Source organism: Prosthecobacter sp. GW821-HT29F12, assembly GCF_058803405.1.
In genome coordinates this window covers 802,650-818,919 of the sequence record NZ_CM179517.1, presented here as the reverse complement: position 1 = coordinate 818,919, position 16,270 = coordinate 802,650, and the positions used below count along the sequence as shown (strand labels likewise).

Annotated in this window: 17 protein-coding genes; 10 read left to right on the top strand and 7 right to left on the bottom strand. The window is 62.4% G+C overall.

Annotation, left to right across the window (positions count from 1 at the left end; translation table 11 throughout):
- Positions 1-46 precede the first annotated feature (46 nt).
- The gene (locus AC3RLQ_RS03265) at positions 47-241 is read left to right on the top strand and encodes a helix-turn-helix domain-containing protein (protein WP_493034307.1); all 195 of its coding nucleotides are present in this window, start codon (positions 47-49) and stop codon (positions 239-241) included.
- Between the two features lie 218 nt (positions 242-459).
- Positions 460-1,065, top strand: coding sequence for a nitroreductase family protein (locus AC3RLQ_RS03260; protein WP_493034305.1), 606 nt, complete (start codon positions 460-462; stop codon positions 1,063-1,065).
- Between the two features lie 135 nt (positions 1,066-1,200).
- Here AC3RLQ_RS03260 and AC3RLQ_RS03255 read toward each other — a convergent pair whose 3' ends face one another.
- The 4 genes from AC3RLQ_RS03255 to AC3RLQ_RS03240 form a co-directional block, all read right to left on the bottom strand.
- Entirely contained in the window at positions 1,201-2,238 is a 1,038-nt protein-coding gene (locus AC3RLQ_RS03255; protein WP_493034303.1) for a lipid A deacylase LpxR family protein, read from the bottom strand.
- 218 nt (positions 2,239-2,456) lie between these two features.
- On the bottom strand, positions 2,457-2,600 hold the full coding sequence (locus AC3RLQ_RS03250) for an entericidin A/B family lipoprotein (protein ID WP_493034301.1): 144 nt from the start codon (positions 2,598-2,600) through the stop codon (positions 2,457-2,459).
- Positions 2,601-2,695: 95 nt separating this feature from the next.
- Positions 2,696-3,001 (bottom strand): hypothetical protein, encoded by a 306-nt coding sequence (locus AC3RLQ_RS03245; RefSeq protein WP_493034299.1) that lies wholly within the window; start codon positions 2,999-3,001, stop codon positions 2,696-2,698.
- 369 nt (positions 3,002-3,370) lie between these two features.
- On the bottom strand, positions 3,371-3,976 hold the full coding sequence (locus AC3RLQ_RS03240) for a hypothetical protein (RefSeq protein ID WP_493034298.1): 606 nt from the start codon (positions 3,974-3,976) through the stop codon (positions 3,371-3,373).
- A 225-nt stretch (positions 3,977-4,201) separates the two neighbouring features.
- Between AC3RLQ_RS03240 and AC3RLQ_RS03235 the strand changes: the two genes are divergently transcribed.
- The 5 genes from AC3RLQ_RS03235 (at position 4,202) to AC3RLQ_RS03215 (ending at position 10,067) form a co-directional block, all read left to right on the top strand.
- A complete protein-coding gene (locus tag AC3RLQ_RS03235; protein ID WP_493034296.1) occupies positions 4,202-4,540 on the top strand; it encodes a hypothetical protein in 339 nt (112 codons plus the stop codon).
- A 147-nt stretch (positions 4,541-4,687) separates the two neighbouring features.
- Positions 4,688-5,800 carry a transposase gene (locus AC3RLQ_RS03230; protein WP_493034294.1) on the top strand — a complete coding sequence of 371 codons (1,113 nt, stop codon included), beginning with the start codon at positions 4,688-4,690 and terminating at the stop codon, positions 5,798-5,800.
- A 264-nt stretch (positions 5,801-6,064) separates the two neighbouring features.
- Positions 6,065-8,704, top strand: coding sequence for an SEL1-like repeat protein (locus AC3RLQ_RS03225; RefSeq protein ID WP_493034291.1), 2,640 nt, complete (start codon positions 6,065-6,067; stop codon positions 8,702-8,704).
- A 185-nt stretch (positions 8,705-8,889) separates the two neighbouring features.
- Positions 8,890-9,285, top strand: a complete 396-nt coding sequence (locus AC3RLQ_RS03220) for a hypothetical protein (protein ID WP_493034289.1) — start codon at positions 8,890-8,892, stop codon at positions 9,283-9,285.
- Positions 9,286-9,461: 176 nt separating this feature from the next.
- Entirely contained in the window at positions 9,462-10,067 is a 606-nt protein-coding gene (locus AC3RLQ_RS03215; protein ID WP_493034288.1) for a c-type heme family protein, read from the top strand.
- Positions 10,068-10,522: 455 nt separating this feature from the next.
- Here the strand turns inward: AC3RLQ_RS03215 and AC3RLQ_RS03210 are convergent, their stop codons facing one another.
- The 3 genes from AC3RLQ_RS03210 to AC3RLQ_RS03200 all read right to left on the bottom strand — a co-directional run bounded on the left by AC3RLQ_RS03210 (position 10,523) and on the right by AC3RLQ_RS03200 (position 12,703).
- On the bottom strand, positions 10,523-10,939 hold the full coding sequence (locus AC3RLQ_RS03210) for a type II toxin-antitoxin system VapC family toxin (protein WP_493034287.1): 417 nt from the start codon (positions 10,937-10,939) through the stop codon (positions 10,523-10,525).
- A 1-nt stretch (position 10,940) separates the two neighbouring features.
- A complete protein-coding gene (locus tag AC3RLQ_RS03205) occupies positions 10,941-11,189 on the bottom strand; it encodes a hypothetical protein (RefSeq protein WP_487688792.1) in 249 nt (82 codons plus the stop codon).
- A 149-nt stretch (positions 11,190-11,338) separates the two neighbouring features.
- Entirely contained in the window at positions 11,339-12,703 is a 1,365-nt protein-coding gene (locus tag AC3RLQ_RS03200) for a DUF1501 domain-containing protein (RefSeq protein WP_493034285.1), read from the bottom strand.
- A gap of 428 nt (positions 12,704-13,131) precedes the next feature.
- On the opposite strand from AC3RLQ_RS03200, the gene AC3RLQ_RS03195 reads away from it, so the two are divergent.
- The 3 genes from AC3RLQ_RS03195 (at position 13,132) to AC3RLQ_RS03185 (ending at position 16,094) form a co-directional block, all read left to right on the top strand.
- A complete protein-coding gene (locus AC3RLQ_RS03195; protein WP_493034284.1) occupies positions 13,132-14,325 on the top strand; it encodes an SGNH/GDSL hydrolase family protein in 1,194 nt (397 codons plus the stop codon).
- A 135-nt stretch (positions 14,326-14,460) separates the two neighbouring features.
- Positions 14,461-15,180, top strand: a complete 720-nt coding sequence (locus AC3RLQ_RS03190; protein WP_493034281.1) for a HipA family kinase — start codon at positions 14,461-14,463, stop codon at positions 15,178-15,180.
- Between the two features lie 14 nt (positions 15,181-15,194).
- Positions 15,195-16,094: a DUF3037 domain-containing protein gene (locus AC3RLQ_RS03185; RefSeq protein ID WP_493034279.1), complete on the top strand. Its 900-nt coding sequence runs from the start codon at positions 15,195-15,197 to the stop codon at positions 16,092-16,094.
- The last annotated feature ends 176 nt before the right edge of the window (positions 16,095-16,270 follow it).

The window sequence follows — 16,270 nt, the reverse complement described above, 5'->3', positions numbered from 1 at the left end:
ATGACAAGTTGACCGGGAACATGGGTTACAGTTGGAGCGGGATTTCATGCCTTGGACCAACACCCCTACGACAGAGCAACGACTGAAGTTTGTCACCTTGGCCAACAGCGGGAGATTCACCGTGACGGAGCTCTGCGTGGAGTTTGGCATCAGCCGCAAGTGGCTGGTGCGTCATGCCGAGGGCGGCGCAGCCGCGCTGTGCGGACCGACTCCAAAATGGGGTCAGGGTGCAAATTCTTGACAAATTTTCACCTCCATCATCCCGCTCGCATGCGCTTTTGGCGCATCATTCCTCAGCCGAAAGCTGAGATGAATTGAGGCTGGCTGCCCATGGCGGCGCGGTGGCGGGGCGATACCGTAGAAAGAACAACGCCGGCCTGTGCTCTCCCCACCGCAACAGCGGGCGGGGCGGGCTTAGAGGCGGCGTCTTTGCAGACATTCCTTTTTCTCCCCCACGCCATGCCCCCTCTCCCATCACCCACCGAGACCGGCGCCGCCATGAGCGCCATGGATGCCGTTTATCAGCGCCGCTCCGTCCGTCATTTTACGGCGACGACCGTCGGCGCGGAGGTGATCCGCAGGCTGCTCGATGCCGCCGTCCACGCTCCCACCGCCATGCATCAGGAGCCCTGGGGCTTTGCCATCATCGAGGACAGGGCGCTGCTGGATCGCCTGTCTGAAAGCGCCAAGGAATGCGTGCGCGAGGAGGCCAAGAGCTCCAGCTCCCCGCACGCCACGCACGTGCTGGACCTGGTGAACAAAACAGGGTTCCACGTCTTCTATGACGCCAGTTCGCTGATCGTCATCTACGGCAAATCGCAGGGGTCCTTCGTCACGGCGGACTGCTGGCTGGCTGCTGAAAACCTCATGCTCGCCGCCTGCGCCCAGGGCCTGGGAACCTGCGTCATCGGCTTTGCGGTGGAGGCCCTGAACTCGCCCGAGTGGAAGGCGGAGCTGAAGATCCCGGAGGAGTGGACCGCCATCGCCCCCATCATTCTGGGTGTGCCGGCCGGCGATACACCGCCCGTGCCGCGCAAGCCGCCGCAGATTCTCACCTGGAGATGAGGCAGGCGGTTAACCGAGGCGCGAGCCGCCCCAGAAGGGGGACAGGGTGCAAATTTTTGACACATTTTCACGCCATCATCCACACCGTTTCAAAGCGTCACGGCGCACCTCCCACAGCCCGCCCCGCACCCGCGCCTAAAACGTCCAGTTCAGCGACACGGTGCCAAAGAGCTGCGGCGCGATCTGCGCGTTGAACTCCTTGGTGCGGTAGACCACGGCGTAGGACATCTTGGTGTTGCGCCAGTTGATGACAAAGCCGGTGCTCAGGTCCGCCACGAAGACGTTGTGCCCTACGGAGGGGCTGTCGCCAAAGGTGTTGCCGTCCAGAAAGATGTTGTGCGCCACGGCGCGGCCGTCTGCACGCGCAAAGACGTGGAAGCCCAGCGGGAACCAGGAGCGGTCCGCGCCCAGTGAGCCATCCACCGGAGTGGATGCGGCGGAGGACGGGCCGATGGAAGGCGTACCGTAGTCGTCCGGCAGATTGAAGCCCATGCGGAATTCGCCGCCCACATTGGCGTAGTCCTTCACATTCCCCGCCGTCGCGCCGGCATGCGGGAGGAATTCCCACTCCGCGCCGCTGCGCTTCACGATGTGCGGCCAGCGCCAGGTGCGCTCATACGCCAGGGTGACGCCGATCTCATTGTGCAGCTGGTGGTCCCAGCCGTTCGGGTGGTCAAAGCCGCGCGCATCATGCACGTAGCGCTGCGCCTCCTGCGCATAGGAATACGAGCCCACCACGCCGATGTCCATCACCAGGATGTTTCGCACGCGGTCCGTCTTCCACACCACGCCGTTGGAGACATACAGCCAGCCTGCATAGGGCCGGTCGTTCAGCGCCGGGGTGAAGGTCTCCGTGTTGTCAGGCGTGTAAATGTCCTGCCCGATGGAGTGGATGACGTTCTTCTGGTAGTTTGTGTCATGGATGCCGGGAATCAGCTCAAACAGCGGCAGCATCATGCGGGCATGCGGCGTGCCGCTGAGGCGGGAAAGATCCGGCGAGGTCCAGCTCAGCTTCACCCCGCTGGTGTAGTAGCGGTCCGTGCCGGCAAAGAGATCGTTTTCGACGTAGATGCCCATGGTGCCGCCCGTGGGGGGGGCCTCGGCCCGGGCGAAGGCGGGCGCCAGCACCGCCAGCAGAAGAGTGGCAGAGAGCGCGGAGAAAATGTGTTTCATGGGGAATGCAGAGGGATGTGTTTTTTTGTAGACGGTGCGGCGCGGTCTTTCTTCAATGGACGGAGCATTGAAAGCGCCAGACACCCGTCCCTTCGGATCAGGGACTCAGAGGAGGAAGGCGGTACTGTCCCTCACGCGACCGCTTTGCCAAGCAAAAGCGTTGTTGAAAAGCCTTAGTGGCTTTCCAACAACGCTTCGAATGCTTTGCGTGCGCTGGATTAGCGGGCGGCGTGCTCGATGTGGCCGCCCACATGCTCCACGTCCTGGCCGAAGCCACGAACGGTGCGGCAGCTGGTGCCGACGAGGGTCAGGGCCGCAGATGCGAAGACGAGAAGTGCGATGCGTGTGATGGATGTTTTCATAGGAGTGGTGTGTGTGTGTGTTATTAGGGTCGGAAGAGGAGGGAGAGTTTGAAAAGAGCAGGCCCACGAGGTGGGCGCGCTCCGGGGCGGGCAGATTACTTCTGCACGGCATCCACACGGGCCTTGGCAGCGGCGGCTTCGGCGTCAGCCTTCTTCTTGTCGGCATCCAGCTGGGCCTGGTCCACAGCCTTGTTTGCATCGATGTTGGCCTTGGTGATCTTGGTGTCGATGTCCACCTGCGCCTTGGCTTCCTTGGCGTCTGCAGCCACGGCATCTTTCTGGTGGTCCAGCGCGGTCTGGGTGGCGTCGTTTTGCGCATCGATGGCCTGCTTCTGCTTGTTGCAGCTCACGGTCAGGAAAGTGGCGGAAGAGAAGAGGAGGAGGAAGAGGAAGGGTTTCATAGGATTCGGTTGGTTGCTCAGTTTATCGTTAGTCGAACCACTGATGCATGGGTGCACCTTTCCGCAGATACCCTGCCCTGCCTATGGGGTATAACCCTACCCCATCTCAGGTGTGCCCACCGCCTCGCCCCGTCTCAGCGGCACATGCACCTCGCAGTGCTCCGCCTGCACCTCCACCCTCGCGCACCTCCACCCTCGCGCACCTCCACCCTCGCGCACCTCACGCCCCGCTCATCCGTCCACGGGTTCGCACAAACCAAGCAGTTCAGGGTGGGGCTCGTCATAAGTCGCAGGCCAACAGCCCAAGCTTCTGACAGGCTCGACATCCCGTGGCAATGCCAAAGTGCGCCCGCCAGAATCCCCCTCAGTTCAAGAGACCGAAGTCATGTGCTCACCTGCCACCACCCAGACGCCGTCGATCTTTTTGAGGACATAGGTGTATGACGCGGCGCTCTCCGGACTCCGCCACCACCCGCCCGTCACCTCCGCCTCGGTGGGGCTGAGAAAGCAGATGTCGCAGACGCTGAGAAGCTCACCCCCGGTGGCACCTGTCGCCCGGTCCTTCACGCCTTTCTTGCTGACGTCGCATTCCGAAGCACGCGCCACCTGCCGCCCCGCAGCCCTCAATTCCTCCAGAAAGGCCTCGGGAATGAAAACCTCGTCCATCACCGGCGCACGTGGCGGATCCGGAATCGTGGAGCCCCGGGAGAAATGCAGCGGCGCCGCAGGCCGCGAAACCTTCACCTCGATGAAGCGGCGATTGCTGCCCTCAGCCTTCGTCTGGTACAAAAAAGTGGCACGCCGGATGGCCCATTCTTCGGCCTTCTGGTTCGGCACCGTGACGCTGGCCCCCAGAATCCGGCACCACACGACATCGGATTTCTTCACCTCCGCCACCGTCTTGTGCGGCTTCCTCGCGCGACCACAAGAAACCAGCCAACAACAGATCAGTCCGGCCAGCAGGCATGCTTTCATGGCAGCCCGCTCCCCATTTGCACCCGGCCAGCACCCACCCCGTGGGGAGAAAAAACAGGTGCCGCCAAAGAATTCATGCAACGAGCCTGTGACAAAACACCGCCCGCTCAAGATTGAGAGTGTGACGATTGAGACACACAAAACAGCGCCCCCCCGCTCAGCCACATCCAGCGCCTGTTTTCCATTTCCTCATCCCACATCGCCGTTCCATCCCCCCCACACACCATGAAGCCAAAACCCAGCGTCCTAGGTGCAGCCCATGCGTTGCATGCTTTGACCAGCCTTGCCGGCATCCTCACCCTTCCCTATTTGCTTCTTCAAGCACTCCCCGCCGCCCCCATGGTGCGACCCTTGCGCTGGTTCATTCACCTATCCGGCTCGTCACTCCCGCTCACCTGGCCCCTGGCATCCATCGCCCTGTGGCTGCTGCTCCTCTCCCGCATCTATCACTTCAAAGGCATTTGGAGATTCCTCCGGCACGCACATCTCAAAGACTTCCAACCGCCCCCCGTGCCCGACACCCAGCGCACCCGCCTCACCGCCACCTGCCTGCGCCTGGAGTAAATACCACGCCCGAGTACTAACCAAGGATCGCTCCTTTCCCAGTTCTTGGCACTCACAAATAATGCCAGGCATTTAGTTGTTGCACCCACCGCCATTTCCTATAGATTCCGCCCCATGAGGCCTACCCAATCCCCTGATTCTCAAGCGATGCCGCCCCTCCCGCTCGAAGAGCAACTTGTCGGTGTGAATGCGAAAACCGGTATCTTTCCCGGCGCGCGTTCGTGGTCCGGCGGGCGGTTTCGCGTGCTCGGCAAAGGACCGCTGGAGTCCTACTGCTACCACGTCATGTCGCGGACTTGCGGCGGCGAAGTGCTGTTTGACGACGTGGAAAAGGAAGCGCTGCGCCGCGTGATCTGGCGCATGGCCGAGTTCTCCGGCATCAAGGTGGTCACCTACTGCATCATGGGAAATCACTTCCATCTGCTCGCCGAAGTGCCGCACCGCGAAACCTGGGTGCAGCGCTTTGACGGCCCCCAGGGCGAAGCAAAGCTCTTCGATCACCTGCGCACCCTCTACAGCCGCGCCTATTTGGGCCTGCTGCGCGATGAACTCGCCGATTTCCGCGCACGCGGCATGGCCGTCCTCGCCGAGCAGCGGATCGACGCTCTGAAAAAGCGTTTCTGCGATCTCTCCCTCTTCGTCAAAGAGGTCAAAGAACGCTTCAGCCGCTGGTTCAACAAACGTCGCGGCCGCCGTGGCACACTGTGGATGGACCGCTTCAAGAGCGTCCTCGTCGAAGGCAAAGGTGAGCCCCTGCGCACCATGGCAGCCTACATCGATCTCAATCCCGTGCGCGCCGGCCTCGTGAAAGATCCGAAGGACTATCGCTGGTGCGGCTACGCCGAGGCCCTCGGCGGTAGCCGCAGAGCCCAGCGCGGCCTGTGCAAAGCCCAGGGCAAACCGGTGGACGGCTGGAAGACCGCCGGCGCTGCAGCCGCCTACCGCTGCCTCCTGCATGCCGAAGGCCGCGAGGTCAAAGACGCGCAGAATGAGAAGGTGGTATCTCGTGGCATCAGTGCCGAGTCAGCACGCACCGTGCTCGCAGAGAAAGGCAAACTCAGCCCCGGCGAACTCGTGCGCCTGCGCGTGCGCTACTTCTCCGACGGCGTGGCACTGGGCAGCAAGGAATTCGTGGAAGGCATCTTCACCGCCCAGCGCGATCAATTCGGCCCCCAGCGCAAAATCGGAGCCCGGCGCATGAAGGAATCCGACGCCCCCTTCTACACGCTGCGCCAGCTGCGGCTCAAGCCCCTGGGCTGAGCCGCCCCTCCCTCCGGCCTTTCGCCGGGTAAAAAGTCGCACGCAGGAAAGCGCCAGCGTGCAGTAACGATGGAAGCGGGAGCAGCAGCGCGGCCAATTCACGCCGCCTGCCCAGCACCCATCCGTACCTTTGGGGTTCCGCGGAGCGCTGCGGCCTTGCACACCACGCCCCCCCCCTTTCCCCGAGCCATTCCCAAAATCTCCTTCAAACAAAATCCAGGGTGACACACGGCCTTTCCACGCTTCTCTCGCAGCCTCGGCCCTATGACGACTACCGAAGCCCTGCGCATCCTCGATCTCACCGCGCCCATCACCCGGGCGCAATTGACCATCGCCTACCAGGACGCCCTCCTCGTCTGGTGCGTCGGCCGGTTTGAGGGAAATCCCGAGCTCATCGCCAAGGCCAACACGAAAAGCGCCGAGGTCAAAGCCGCCCACGCCCTGCTGCAGGCCGTGCCGGACGGGGCCTTCCCCTTTCAAAAAGCCCAGACCAGCAAACGCGCCTCACGCCACTCCCCCTCCTCCCTGCCCCTGCCCGGACCCAAACGCCCCTTTGCATCCCAGCAGCACCAACAGCAGCAGCCCTCCTTCTCGCAGCCACCACCGCCCCCACAGCAGCCCTGGGAAGCCCCCTCCGCAGCAGCAGCAGCGCAGCCCCGCGCCGCCCGCCCGCGCCCTGCATCTCAGCCAGTCGAGCCCCCGCCGCCGGCAAAAAAGCCCGCCAGCACGCTCACCCGCATCGCCATCGGCCTTTCCGCAGGCGCCGCCGTGCTGGTGCTCGCCTTCTTCCTCCAGTTTCCCTCCCAGCCTCCAGCAGCAGCCGCCGCCGCCGCCGCTGCCACTTCCACCACCTCGGAGAGCCCGCCTGCACCACCACTACCTACCACAAACTCTCTCATCACACTCACCGATACCACACCGCTGCCCGAGCTCCGCACCCTCGCCGAGCAGGGCCACGTGCAGGCGCAGCGCCTCCTCGGCCAGCGACTGCTGAATGGCGATGGCGTGCCCAAGGACGCCGCAGAGGCCGTCAAGTGGCTCCGCCTCGCCGCAGACCAGGGCGATGGCAGGGCGCAGTACCTCCTCGGCAGCGCCTACTTCCAGGGCAATGGCGTCGTCAAAGACGAGATCGCCGCGCTCACCTGGGTCCGCAAAGCCGCCGCGCAGGGAGATTCTGGCGCGCAGTTTGATCTCGGCGAGTTCTACCTGCGTGGCGTCGGCGTGGTCAAAGACTTCGCCGAAGGCGTGCGCTGGATGCGCATGGCCGCAGACCAGGGCCTCGCCGAAGCCCAGTATGAGATGGGCCGCTGCTACCTCGCCGGCGAAGGCGTGGAGAAAAACGCCGCCGAGGCCGCGCAATGGTTCCGCAAAGCCGCCGCGCAGGGCGAGGTTCTCGCCATGTACTGCCTCGGCCAGCAACTCATCCTCGGCAACGGCGTCCCCCGCGACGACACCGAAGCCGTGAAATGGTTCCGCAAAGCCGCCGAGAAAAACGACCCTCAGGCCCAGTATGAACTCGGCCTCGCCTTTGATGAAGGCACCGGCGTCAGCAAGGACGCCTCCCAGGCCGTGCTCTGGTATCGCAAAGCTGCCCTGCAGGGCAACGCCGAGGCGCAAACCGCCCTCGGCCTCTGCCTCGCCACCGGACGCGGCACCGATACGAACCTCGCCGAATCCGTCCTCTGGCTGCGCAAAGCCGCCGAGCAGGGCCATGCCCTCGCGCAGTATGAGCTCGGTGCCTGTCTCATGGACGGCATCGGTGCGCCCAAAGACCCCGCCGAAGCCGTGAAGTGGTACGAAAAAGCCGCCGAGCAAGGCCACGCCAACGCCCAGAACAACCTCGGCAGCTGCTACCTCAACGGCACCGGCGTGGCCAAAAACGCCACCGAAGCCGTGCGCCTCTTTCGCCTCGCCGCAGATCAGGGGATCATGCTGGCGAATTATAATCTGGCCATCTGCTACGCCAACGGCAACGGCGTCCTCCAAGACGACACCGAAGCCATGCGCTGGATGCGCAAAGCCGCAGACCTCGGAGACGCCATCTCCCAGCTCGATATGGGCAAGGCCTGCCTGCAGGGCACCGGCGTCCCCAAGGATGCCGAGGCCGCACGGCAGTGGTTTCTCAAAGCCGCCGCGCAGGGCCAGGCCGAGGCGCAGTACCAGCTCGGCCTCATCAGCCAGAGCAGCCAGCCGCCCAACAAACGCGACGCCTACGCCTGGTACAGCCTCGCCGCCGAGCAGGGCCATGAAGCAGCCAAGGGCATCCTCCGCGTGCTCGAGGCCGGCATGGACCCCTCACAAATCGCCACCGCCCAGAAGCTCGCCGCTGTGTTCCGGCCCGCCGGGCAGCCCGCGCCGCCCATCACCGCCTCCACCTCCGGCGCCGAACCCACCACCACGCCACCCGCTCCGCCCCCAACGTCCCCACCTCCCTCACCACCACCCGCCCCGCCCAAACCCGACCTCGATCACCTCCCCACCGATACCCGCCTCGCCTCCGGCACCATCATCAAAGACACCCTCAAAGGCAGCCAAGGCAAAGGCAAGCTCACCATCGACAACGGCCTCACTGAAGACGCCTTGGTCAAACTGATCAGTGGCGGCCAGCTCGTCGCCTCCTTCTACGTGCGCGGCGGCGAAAAGTTCACCTTCGATCACATCCCCGACGGCACCTACGGCATGCTCCACTGCACCGGCTACGGCTGGGAATCCGCCCGCCGCGACTTCGCACGCGGCCGCCGCGCCGCCCGCAACGACGATCCTCTCATCTACGCCACCCAGACCCGCACCGAAGGCACCACCACCAACATCTACACCGACGTCTTCACCCTCACCCTCCACAAAGTCGCCAACGGCAACGCCACCAGCACCGACATCTCCCTCGAAGAATTTGATCGCTACTGAGACTGCCGCCGCCCAAAACGTCTCCTCCGCATTGGCGAATCTCGTTCTCGTTCTCGTTCTCGATCCTTCAACCCCGCATTCACGGCAGAGGTTTGCCGTCCATCACATCTCTTTCTCCTCCTCCGTCCTGCCCCTCCGCTTTGCCACAAATACCCGGAGCAGCCTCATTCAAAGCCCCCCCAGCCATGACGCTCCCCCCCATCACAACGAAGCAGTTCATCGCGTGGGCAGTACTTATCACCGTGGTGTTCGTGTTGTATGTAGCCACTGAGGGCAAAATTCCTTTTCTATCCCTCCTTCCGGCGGCGTTTTTCGTGATCATGCCACCTGAAACCAGCAAGCAACCTGTGACACTCAGGCAGGTGCTGCTTGTTCTGGGTGGAGCAGCCGCCATGGCCGCATTGATCTGGTGGTTCGTCACTCATCCCACCCCCAAAAGAGATTCATGGGCTCGTTCACTCCTCGATTCATTCAGCCACCCCATCGTGGCCGTCCCTCTCTGGCTCCTCTTCCTCTATCTCGGCTATCGGCGCTGGCGCGTGAAGCCCCCGCGCAAAGAAGATCCCCGCAATCCGGAGTAGCCGCAGGCCGGCTAGATTTCACGCCGGATCTGCCAATGGAGGGGATGGAAAGAGCAAGGGACGCTGAAGGGAACCCCGGTGGAGAGCGTATTTTCGTGGTCGTCATCCACCGCATGCCTCTCTGCTCTCACCCAAAAGCCGCCCCCCTTGGCAGACCGTTTCGATGCGTTGCTGGCGTGCGGTCGTTTCTGGCGTGCGTGCTCGGGGCTTGGATGGTCGCAGGAGCACTGCCGGGGCAGGATTCCGGTGCCGGGCCGAAGACGGTCCAGCCCAAGGCCTCCCCTGCCCCGGCGGCAAAGTCTCACGCGCCATCTGTGGCAGCGGTATCCGCAGCGCGGGAGCAGGCCAGGCTGCTGCAGGAAGTGTACACCACCACGCTGGAGGTGATGCACCAGCACTACTTCCGCAGAGATGGCGCGGTGCTTCCCGCCCGTGCACTGGAAGATGTGTTTGCGGGCATGGCCAAGCTGTCCGGAAGCAACGCCAACTGGATCGCCGTGAACACGAAGGCGATGAACATGGACCATGAGCCCGCCACTTCGTTTGAGAAAAAAGCGGCCGCCGAACTTGGCGCGGGCAAGGAGATTTACGAAGTGGTCACCGACAGAGTGTACCGGCGGGCGACGGCGATCCCGCTGCACGCCAACTGCGTGGGCTGTCATACCAAAATGTTTTCCGATCCTCCCAAAACACCGCGTTTTGCAGGGCTGGTGATCAGCATCTCCCTGGCCACGGTCGACAGACCTGCCGCCGTCCCCACGGATGCGCGACAGGCCAAGTAAGGCGTGGTGGGCGTGGTGCCGGGGCGGGCGCTCCCAGCCATGAGCGGACTTCTGGGAATGCGACAGGTGAACGAACCCCGCGCCTTGACCGAGTTGCCATGCATGACTGGCATGAACGACACTTGATTAGACCAGTTCTCGAAAAGATTGTCCTATTGATCCGGCGAGCGCAGCGGCCCCAGTGGCAAGGAGAGTGCGCCGCCTGCTATTTGGAAATAACAGGCAAGCGCGCGACGCAGCCAAGGGGGGCCGCTCCGCCGTCCGGGCAATGTGACAAGATTTTTGAGAGTTGGACTAAGGAGGGGCATCGTGGGTCTTTGCAGCCCGCCAGCAGTGCTTGGGCGCCGCATTCACGCGAGCACGACAGCGTTTTTTGGGATTGCTGTCGCGCAGAGGCACGGCGCAAGCCTGCATCGGAGCCACCGCTTTCGCGGGGTGAGGAACGTTCTCCGTCCTCAGCCCGCCGGTTCGACGATTTGCAGCGTGGGAAGGATATGGCGAAAGTCGGACGCGTTGCGTGTGATGATGCCTTGAAATCTCTCAGCGAATGCAGCGATCAACACATCGGCCACTGGGCGCTTCACCACTTGGAGCTGGCGGCGTCTGAGCTGGAACTGATGCCAGAGGCGATGCGCGAGAAGCGTGTCTTCAGGAGTCCAGAACTCCGCCGTGCCGATGCGCGAGGACTTCAGAAAAGCCTCCGCCGCCACATCGTCACCTGAAAACGACGGGCCAAGCTCCACAAACGTCACGGGACTGATGACGAGGCCGTCGTTGAGATGAGCCTGCAGGCAGGCGGTTGATGCGGGTTCAAAGAGCGGATCGCCCGTGACCAAGTCCACCACCACCGAGGTATCGACCACCCACGCCATCTCAATCCTCCTCGCCTTCCCGCAGGGCCTTCATGGTCTCCGCAGTCGTGGTCCACGGGCCGCGCGGGGCCTGCAGTCGTGCGGTGGCGATCATCTGCCGATACTCGTTCAGACTCGGCACCGGCGCTGCTGGCGGCACTTCGGAGATCGCCAGCTTCACGCGCGTGCCTTTAGGAAACTGACGAAGCATGTTCGTCACGACGGCAGTCATGTCGTCTTCCAGGTCAAGGGTGGCAGTGATGGCACTCATGGGCGCAGTGTAAGGGCCCCCCGGGCAATTTCAAGAGATGCCTGAGAGTTTGCCAACTGCGAGAATCACAGGCAGCACCGCCTTCATTCGCATGCGCAGCGGATGCTTGACGCACCTGAGTCAAAGCAGCCGCCCCTTCCTCCCCCACCTCAAATCAGCTCCCGGATCGGCTGCGCGCCGTTCTCCACGAGGTAATGCGGGCGCCCTTTGTTGTCAGTCACCGTCGCGGTGTTCACATCGATCCCCAGGTTTCGATACAGCGTGGCAAAGACTTCGGGGAAGGTCACCGGGCGGCTGTCGGCCTCGCCACCCAGGCGGTCCGTGGAGCCGATGACCTGTCCATTTGGCATGCCACCACCCGCCAGCAGCGCCATGGCCACGCGCGGCCAGTGATCACGCCCCACCTGCTTGCTGATGATCGGCGTGCGGCCAAACTCACCCCACACAAGAACGGTGCAGTCCTTGTCCATGCCGCGCTGGTGCAGATCCTCAATGAGCGCGGTGATGCCCCGGTCAAAGATGGGAAAGTCCTCGCGCTCGCGGGAGAAAATGTCATTGCCCGCACCGCCATGCCAGTCCCACTTGCTGTAGTTCACGGTGACCACGCGCGCGCCGGCCTCCACCAGACGCCGTGCCGTGAGGAAACTCTGCGGCACGCGTGGCGCGCCGTTTTCATCGATGCGCTTGACCGTATCGCCCATACCATAACGTGCCACAATGCGCGGGTCCTCCTTGGAGAGATCCAGCGCATCCGCCAGCTTGGAGGAAGTCAGCACGCCCATCGCCTGCTGCGTGAAGGCATCCATGCCCTCCATCCGGCCGCTGGAGTCCACATCCCGGCGAAAGCGGTCGATGCTGGAAAGCAGCCGCGCGCGATCCGCCAGCCGGTCATACGTGATCCCCTGCAGCGTCAGATCACCCCGGCTCGGCCCCGTGTGCCGAAACGCACTGTGCGCAGAGCCCAGCATGCCAGGCCCCGGCTCATTGTACGGGCCGTGCGTGCAGTCGTAGCACATGCTGACAAACGGCGGCACGGCGGGATCCAGCGCCCCCTGCAGCTTGCCCACCACACTGCCAAACTGCGGCCATCCTCCCGGCGGAGCCACACCCGTGGGCACATGCCCGGTGTAGCACTGCGCCGCATCATGCCCCGCCTGCGCACCCACCAGCGAGCGGATGATCGTAAACTTGTCCATCATCTTCGCCATGCGCGGGAAGAGCTCGCAGATCTCAATGCCCGGCACATTCGTGCCAATGGGCTTGTGCGGCCCCGCGATCTCCCGCGGCGCGTTCGGCTTGAGATCAAACATGTCCTGATGCGGCGGCCCGCCCACCAGGTAGATGAGAATCACCGACTTGTGCGAACTCCCAATGCCCGCCTGCGATTCCAGCGCCAGCAGCTTCGGCAACGAAAGCCCAATCGATCCCAGTCCGCCGATCTTGAGAAAATTCCGCCGCGACACCCCATCACAGAGCGGACTGGCGTGATCAGCAGGAGCAAGAATTTTGAGCATGACATCAAGTGGTTGCCAAAAGCCACCGGTGGCCTCTGGAGCGCGCAAAGATACGCCGCCGCCCCGAAGTCTCTTTCCAGAGCACAGCCAACCCATAGCCTAAGCCAGATGCAGCACCGCGAACCGAAGCGCCCCTGGAGCGCGGGCCTCCGAGCCCGCAGCAGGTCTCTTCCACTCAGCGCCCTGCGTTTCATGCCAACCGCCGAAAACACCACGGCACCAGTGTAGAGAAAGAACAAGCAGCAGGCACGACGCGGGACTGCTCCTGTCTGCGGAGCCTTGCGGACTCGGAATCGAAGCGCAGCGAAGATAGCCAGCCGCAGGCTGCCCGAAGGGTGAGCGAAGCGAGGCAATTCCGCGCTCCATCCCCCCCTCCCCCCACAAAACCCGCATGCAAACACCCCCACGCTGCGTAATCACCCCCAACCATGAAGCACCATTTCATACTCGCCGCCACCCTGCTCCTCTCACCGCTGGCCGCACTGCACGCGGCAGATCCCATCACCCTCTCCGTCGATTCCCCCGCCGTGGTCTTCTCCCCCGGCAACTGGACCGGCGACTCCGGCCGCAGCGGCAAGCTCTTCCGCCAGACGTGGAATGCCGGAGCCTACTTCCGCATCACATGGGAGACCACCAATCCCAAACCCACCGCCAAACTCCTGCTCGATACCTCCACCTTTCCGCCCGGCTTCAACGGACCGCAGATCGCCTACTGCATCGATGGCGTGTGGAAATCCAAGATCCCCTGCGCCAATGAAATCGTCATCGAAGACCTCCAGCGCGCAGGGCCGCATGAGCTCTGCGTCGTCCTCCAGTCATCGCAGCAAAAAGAGCGCTGGGGCAGCCCCGGAAAAAGCGGCCTCAATGTCCTGCGCGTCACCGGCCTGCAGCTCGATGCCGAGAGCCACCCCCTGCCCGCCGCACCCGCCGCCAAATGGGCCATGATCATTGGCGACAGCATCACCGAAGGCATCGGCGCCACCGAGCTCTCCCCCTACTCCCAGCTCCTCGGCCAGGCACTGCAAACCCAGGGCTACGAATACTGCATCAGCGCCTGCGGCTGGAGTGGCTGGATCAATCCCGGCGACAACCCACCCGGCGACGTCCCCGGCTACTACGTCATCACCGGCTCCACCAACGGCACCGGCGGAAAGTATGACGACGACGCCAGCCGCTGGAACAAGATCGACGGCAACAACCACTCGCTGCTCGACTCAAAAGGCCACCTCAGCGCCGATGGCCAGCCCGGCCACGAGCCCGCCCTCATCCTCATCAATTACGGCACCAACGACGCCCTCCACAAGTCCAACCCCAGCGACACCCAGGCCAGCATCATCCAAAGCCTCGCCGCCCTCCGCCGCAGCGCCCCCGACGCCCACATCATCCTCCTCATCCCCTTCGGCCAGTACTACGCCAAGGAACTCAAACACGCCGTCGCCACCCATCAGCAAACCCACCCCTCCGACAAAAAACTCTCCCTCATCGACCTCGGCCCCACCGTCGCCCGCTCCCTCGCCCCCAAAAACGGCCTCCTCGGCGGCCTCCACCCCAACGACCGCGGCCACGCCCTCTTCGCCGCCAAAATCATCCCGCAGGTGCTGGGGATATTGGGCGGGGAGTGAAGTGTGGAGTGTCGCCACCTCCGCATCATTCTCACCAGCGACTCTCGCCTCGACATCTTCCAGTCCGAGAAAGTGCCCTAGTTTTAATAGGTCTTTACAGAGCGGCTGCGTTGCGGATAAAGATCGTTTCATACGATGAACTCGGATATTCCCACTCCCCCTAGTTCAGCTTTTGTTGATGGACGGCTTCTCATCACCGAAATCCTGGGTCGGGAGCCCGCCAGCATCTTACGCCCGCTGGAATGCCAGGCTTCGGACGGGCAGCGATACTTCATCAAGACACGCCGCTCGGACATGCTGCCGCTGGTATGCGAGTGGGTGTGCAGCAACCTTGCTCATGCACTGGGGCTACGGTGCCCTTCGGTTTGCATTGCGTGGCTGCCCGAGCCTCTTTTGAACGCAAGCGTTTACTCGGACTATGATCTGGTTCCCGGCTGGGCATTTGGCTCGCAGGCGGTAGATCTGGCAGACACTTTCCCAAAAGCCTCGACCAAGGACGTCCCAATCACAGAGAGACAACGGGTGCTAGCATTCGACCATTGGATCCACAATGGCGACCGCCAAGATGCCAACCCGAATCTCCTATGGCAGGCACCGCAGAAAGCACTGTGGGTAATCGATCATCATTTGACACTGCCGGCCATTCCTATCCGAGAGGCTCAGAAATTCCATATTTTCCGAGACGACTGGCAGGCATGCTGGGCAGGCGCTCACGGCGATGAAATACGAACTTGGCTGGCTGGTGGGCGCAGCCACTTGGAGTCTATTCTTGCCAAACTTCCTGCGGAATGGCTGAAAGACACAGGTGATTTTGTCGAAAACGTACGTATATTACTCTCCCGTCCCCTGCCTTAATTCTTCCTCGTCTTATGAACCAACATCTGTGCAAATATGCAGTTGTCCGCTTCCTCCCCTACCGGGAGACGGAGGAGTTTGTGAACGTCGGAATTTTGATTCTCTGTGAGGAGTTGGGTTACCTGGGATTTCTCCTCGAAAAGCGGCGGTCTACGCGTGTCACCGGCTTTTTCGATGAACTTGACGGGGCCGTGTATCGTCAGGGCATCAAAGCCATCGAAAGCGAAATTAATCGCCTGAGCCCCAAGGCCAATACGCCAGTTGACGGCTGCCTTTCCCTCCAAGGAGGGGCTCCCAATCTGTCTGCCGCCTTCAATTTCCTGGTAAGGCCGAGAAAGACCCTATTTTGCTTCAGCGACGTTCGCGTGGCCATGACGCCAAGCCCTTCCGACAAGCTTAAGGCGCTTTTCGCGCACTATGTGCGCCGCCAGTTCGCGCAGCCGAAAGAATATCAGGAACAGCTCATGCGTGAAGCGATCCATGATCACCTCATGCAGTGGGATCTTTCCAAACTGTATCAACCGCTGGAGGTCGGCACCGACATCTATCGCATGAAATTTCCCTTTGTTCACCAAAGTCATTCCGTGCCTGTCCGAGCTATCCGAGCTCTTCATCTCAATTTGCGCGATACCACCGAAATCCTGCGCAAGGGAGATCAGGTGGTGGGAGGCTTGAGGCGCATCAGAGATGGCGGGCAGCTTCCGGACGACTGCATGGTGGTGGTGAAGTCACCAAAACCCGGCAGTCAAATGCATGAAGTGGCCGAACAAGTCTGCGTGGATCTTCGCAAGCTCGACGTGCTGACAGCCTCCTACAGTGACCGGGATTCGCTGCAAGAATTTGCGGCCAAGGCCAGGGAGGAAAACAATGAAATCATTGTGACGAATCCATCCCTTCTTGTCAGCAATCTCTGAAACTATAGTCGCATTCAGCGCTGTGAAACAAGTCCGTAGGTTCCAGCCTCTGCATAGAGGAGTGGACAAAGGCAAAGTGCAAAGTTGCCAGGCATGAAGCACTGGGCGCGCAATAAAATGATTGCGCAACAGGGGCGTTGCCACGGCACCATGGCGGCGCAGGTCGTAAACCAGCC

Excerpts from the sequence above, each read along its gene's own strand:
- AC3RLQ_RS03210 (WP_493034287.1), bottom strand. The coding sequence starts at position 10,939 with ATGGCGTGGGTGGTCGATACCTCGGTGGTGGTGGACTTGGTCACGGGC.
- AC3RLQ_RS03205 (WP_487688792.1), bottom strand. The coding sequence starts at position 11,189 with ATGAGTGCCATCACTGCCACCCTTGACCTGGAAGACGACATGACTGCC.
- AC3RLQ_RS03200 (WP_493034285.1), bottom strand. The coding sequence starts at position 12,703 with ATGCTCAAAATTCTTGCTCCTGCTGATCACGCCAGTCCGCTCTGTGAT.
- AC3RLQ_RS03225 (WP_493034291.1), top strand. The coding sequence starts at position 6,065 with ATGACGACTACCGAAGCCCTGCGCATCCTCGATCTCACCGCGCCCATC.
- AC3RLQ_RS03220 (WP_493034289.1), top strand. The coding sequence starts at position 8,890 with ATGACGCTCCCCCCCATCACAACGAAGCAGTTCATCGCGTGGGCAGTA.
- AC3RLQ_RS03195 (WP_493034284.1), top strand. The coding sequence starts at position 13,132 with ATGAAGCACCATTTCATACTCGCCGCCACCCTGCTCCTCTCACCGCTG.
- AC3RLQ_RS03230 (WP_493034294.1), top strand. The coding sequence starts at position 4,688 with ATGCCGCCCCTCCCGCTCGAAGAGCAACTTGTCGGTGTGAATGCGAAA.
- AC3RLQ_RS03260 (WP_493034305.1), top strand. The coding sequence starts at position 460 with ATGCCCCCTCTCCCATCACCCACCGAGACCGGCGCCGCCATGAGCGCC.
- AC3RLQ_RS03235 (WP_493034296.1), top strand. The coding sequence starts at position 4,202 with ATGAAGCCAAAACCCAGCGTCCTAGGTGCAGCCCATGCGTTGCATGCT.
- AC3RLQ_RS03250 (WP_493034301.1), bottom strand. The coding sequence starts at position 2,600 with ATGAAAACATCCATCACACGCATCGCACTTCTCGTCTTCGCATCTGCG.
- AC3RLQ_RS03255 (WP_493034303.1), bottom strand. The coding sequence starts at position 2,238 with ATGAAACACATTTTCTCCGCGCTCTCTGCCACTCTTCTGCTGGCGGTG.
- AC3RLQ_RS03240 (WP_493034298.1), bottom strand. The coding sequence starts at position 3,976 with ATGAAAGCATGCCTGCTGGCCGGACTGATCTGTTGTTGGCTGGTTTCT.
- AC3RLQ_RS03185 (WP_493034279.1), top strand. The coding sequence starts at position 15,195 with ATGAACCAACATCTGTGCAAATATGCAGTTGTCCGCTTCCTCCCCTAC.
- AC3RLQ_RS03245 (WP_493034299.1), bottom strand. The coding sequence starts at position 3,001 with ATGAAACCCTTCCTCTTCCTCCTCCTCTTCTCTTCCGCCACTTTCCTG.
- AC3RLQ_RS03265 (WP_493034307.1), top strand. The coding sequence starts at position 47 with ATGCCTTGGACCAACACCCCTACGACAGAGCAACGACTGAAGTTTGTC.
- AC3RLQ_RS03190 (WP_493034281.1), top strand. The coding sequence starts at position 14,461 with ATGAACTCGGATATTCCCACTCCCCCTAGTTCAGCTTTTGTTGATGGA.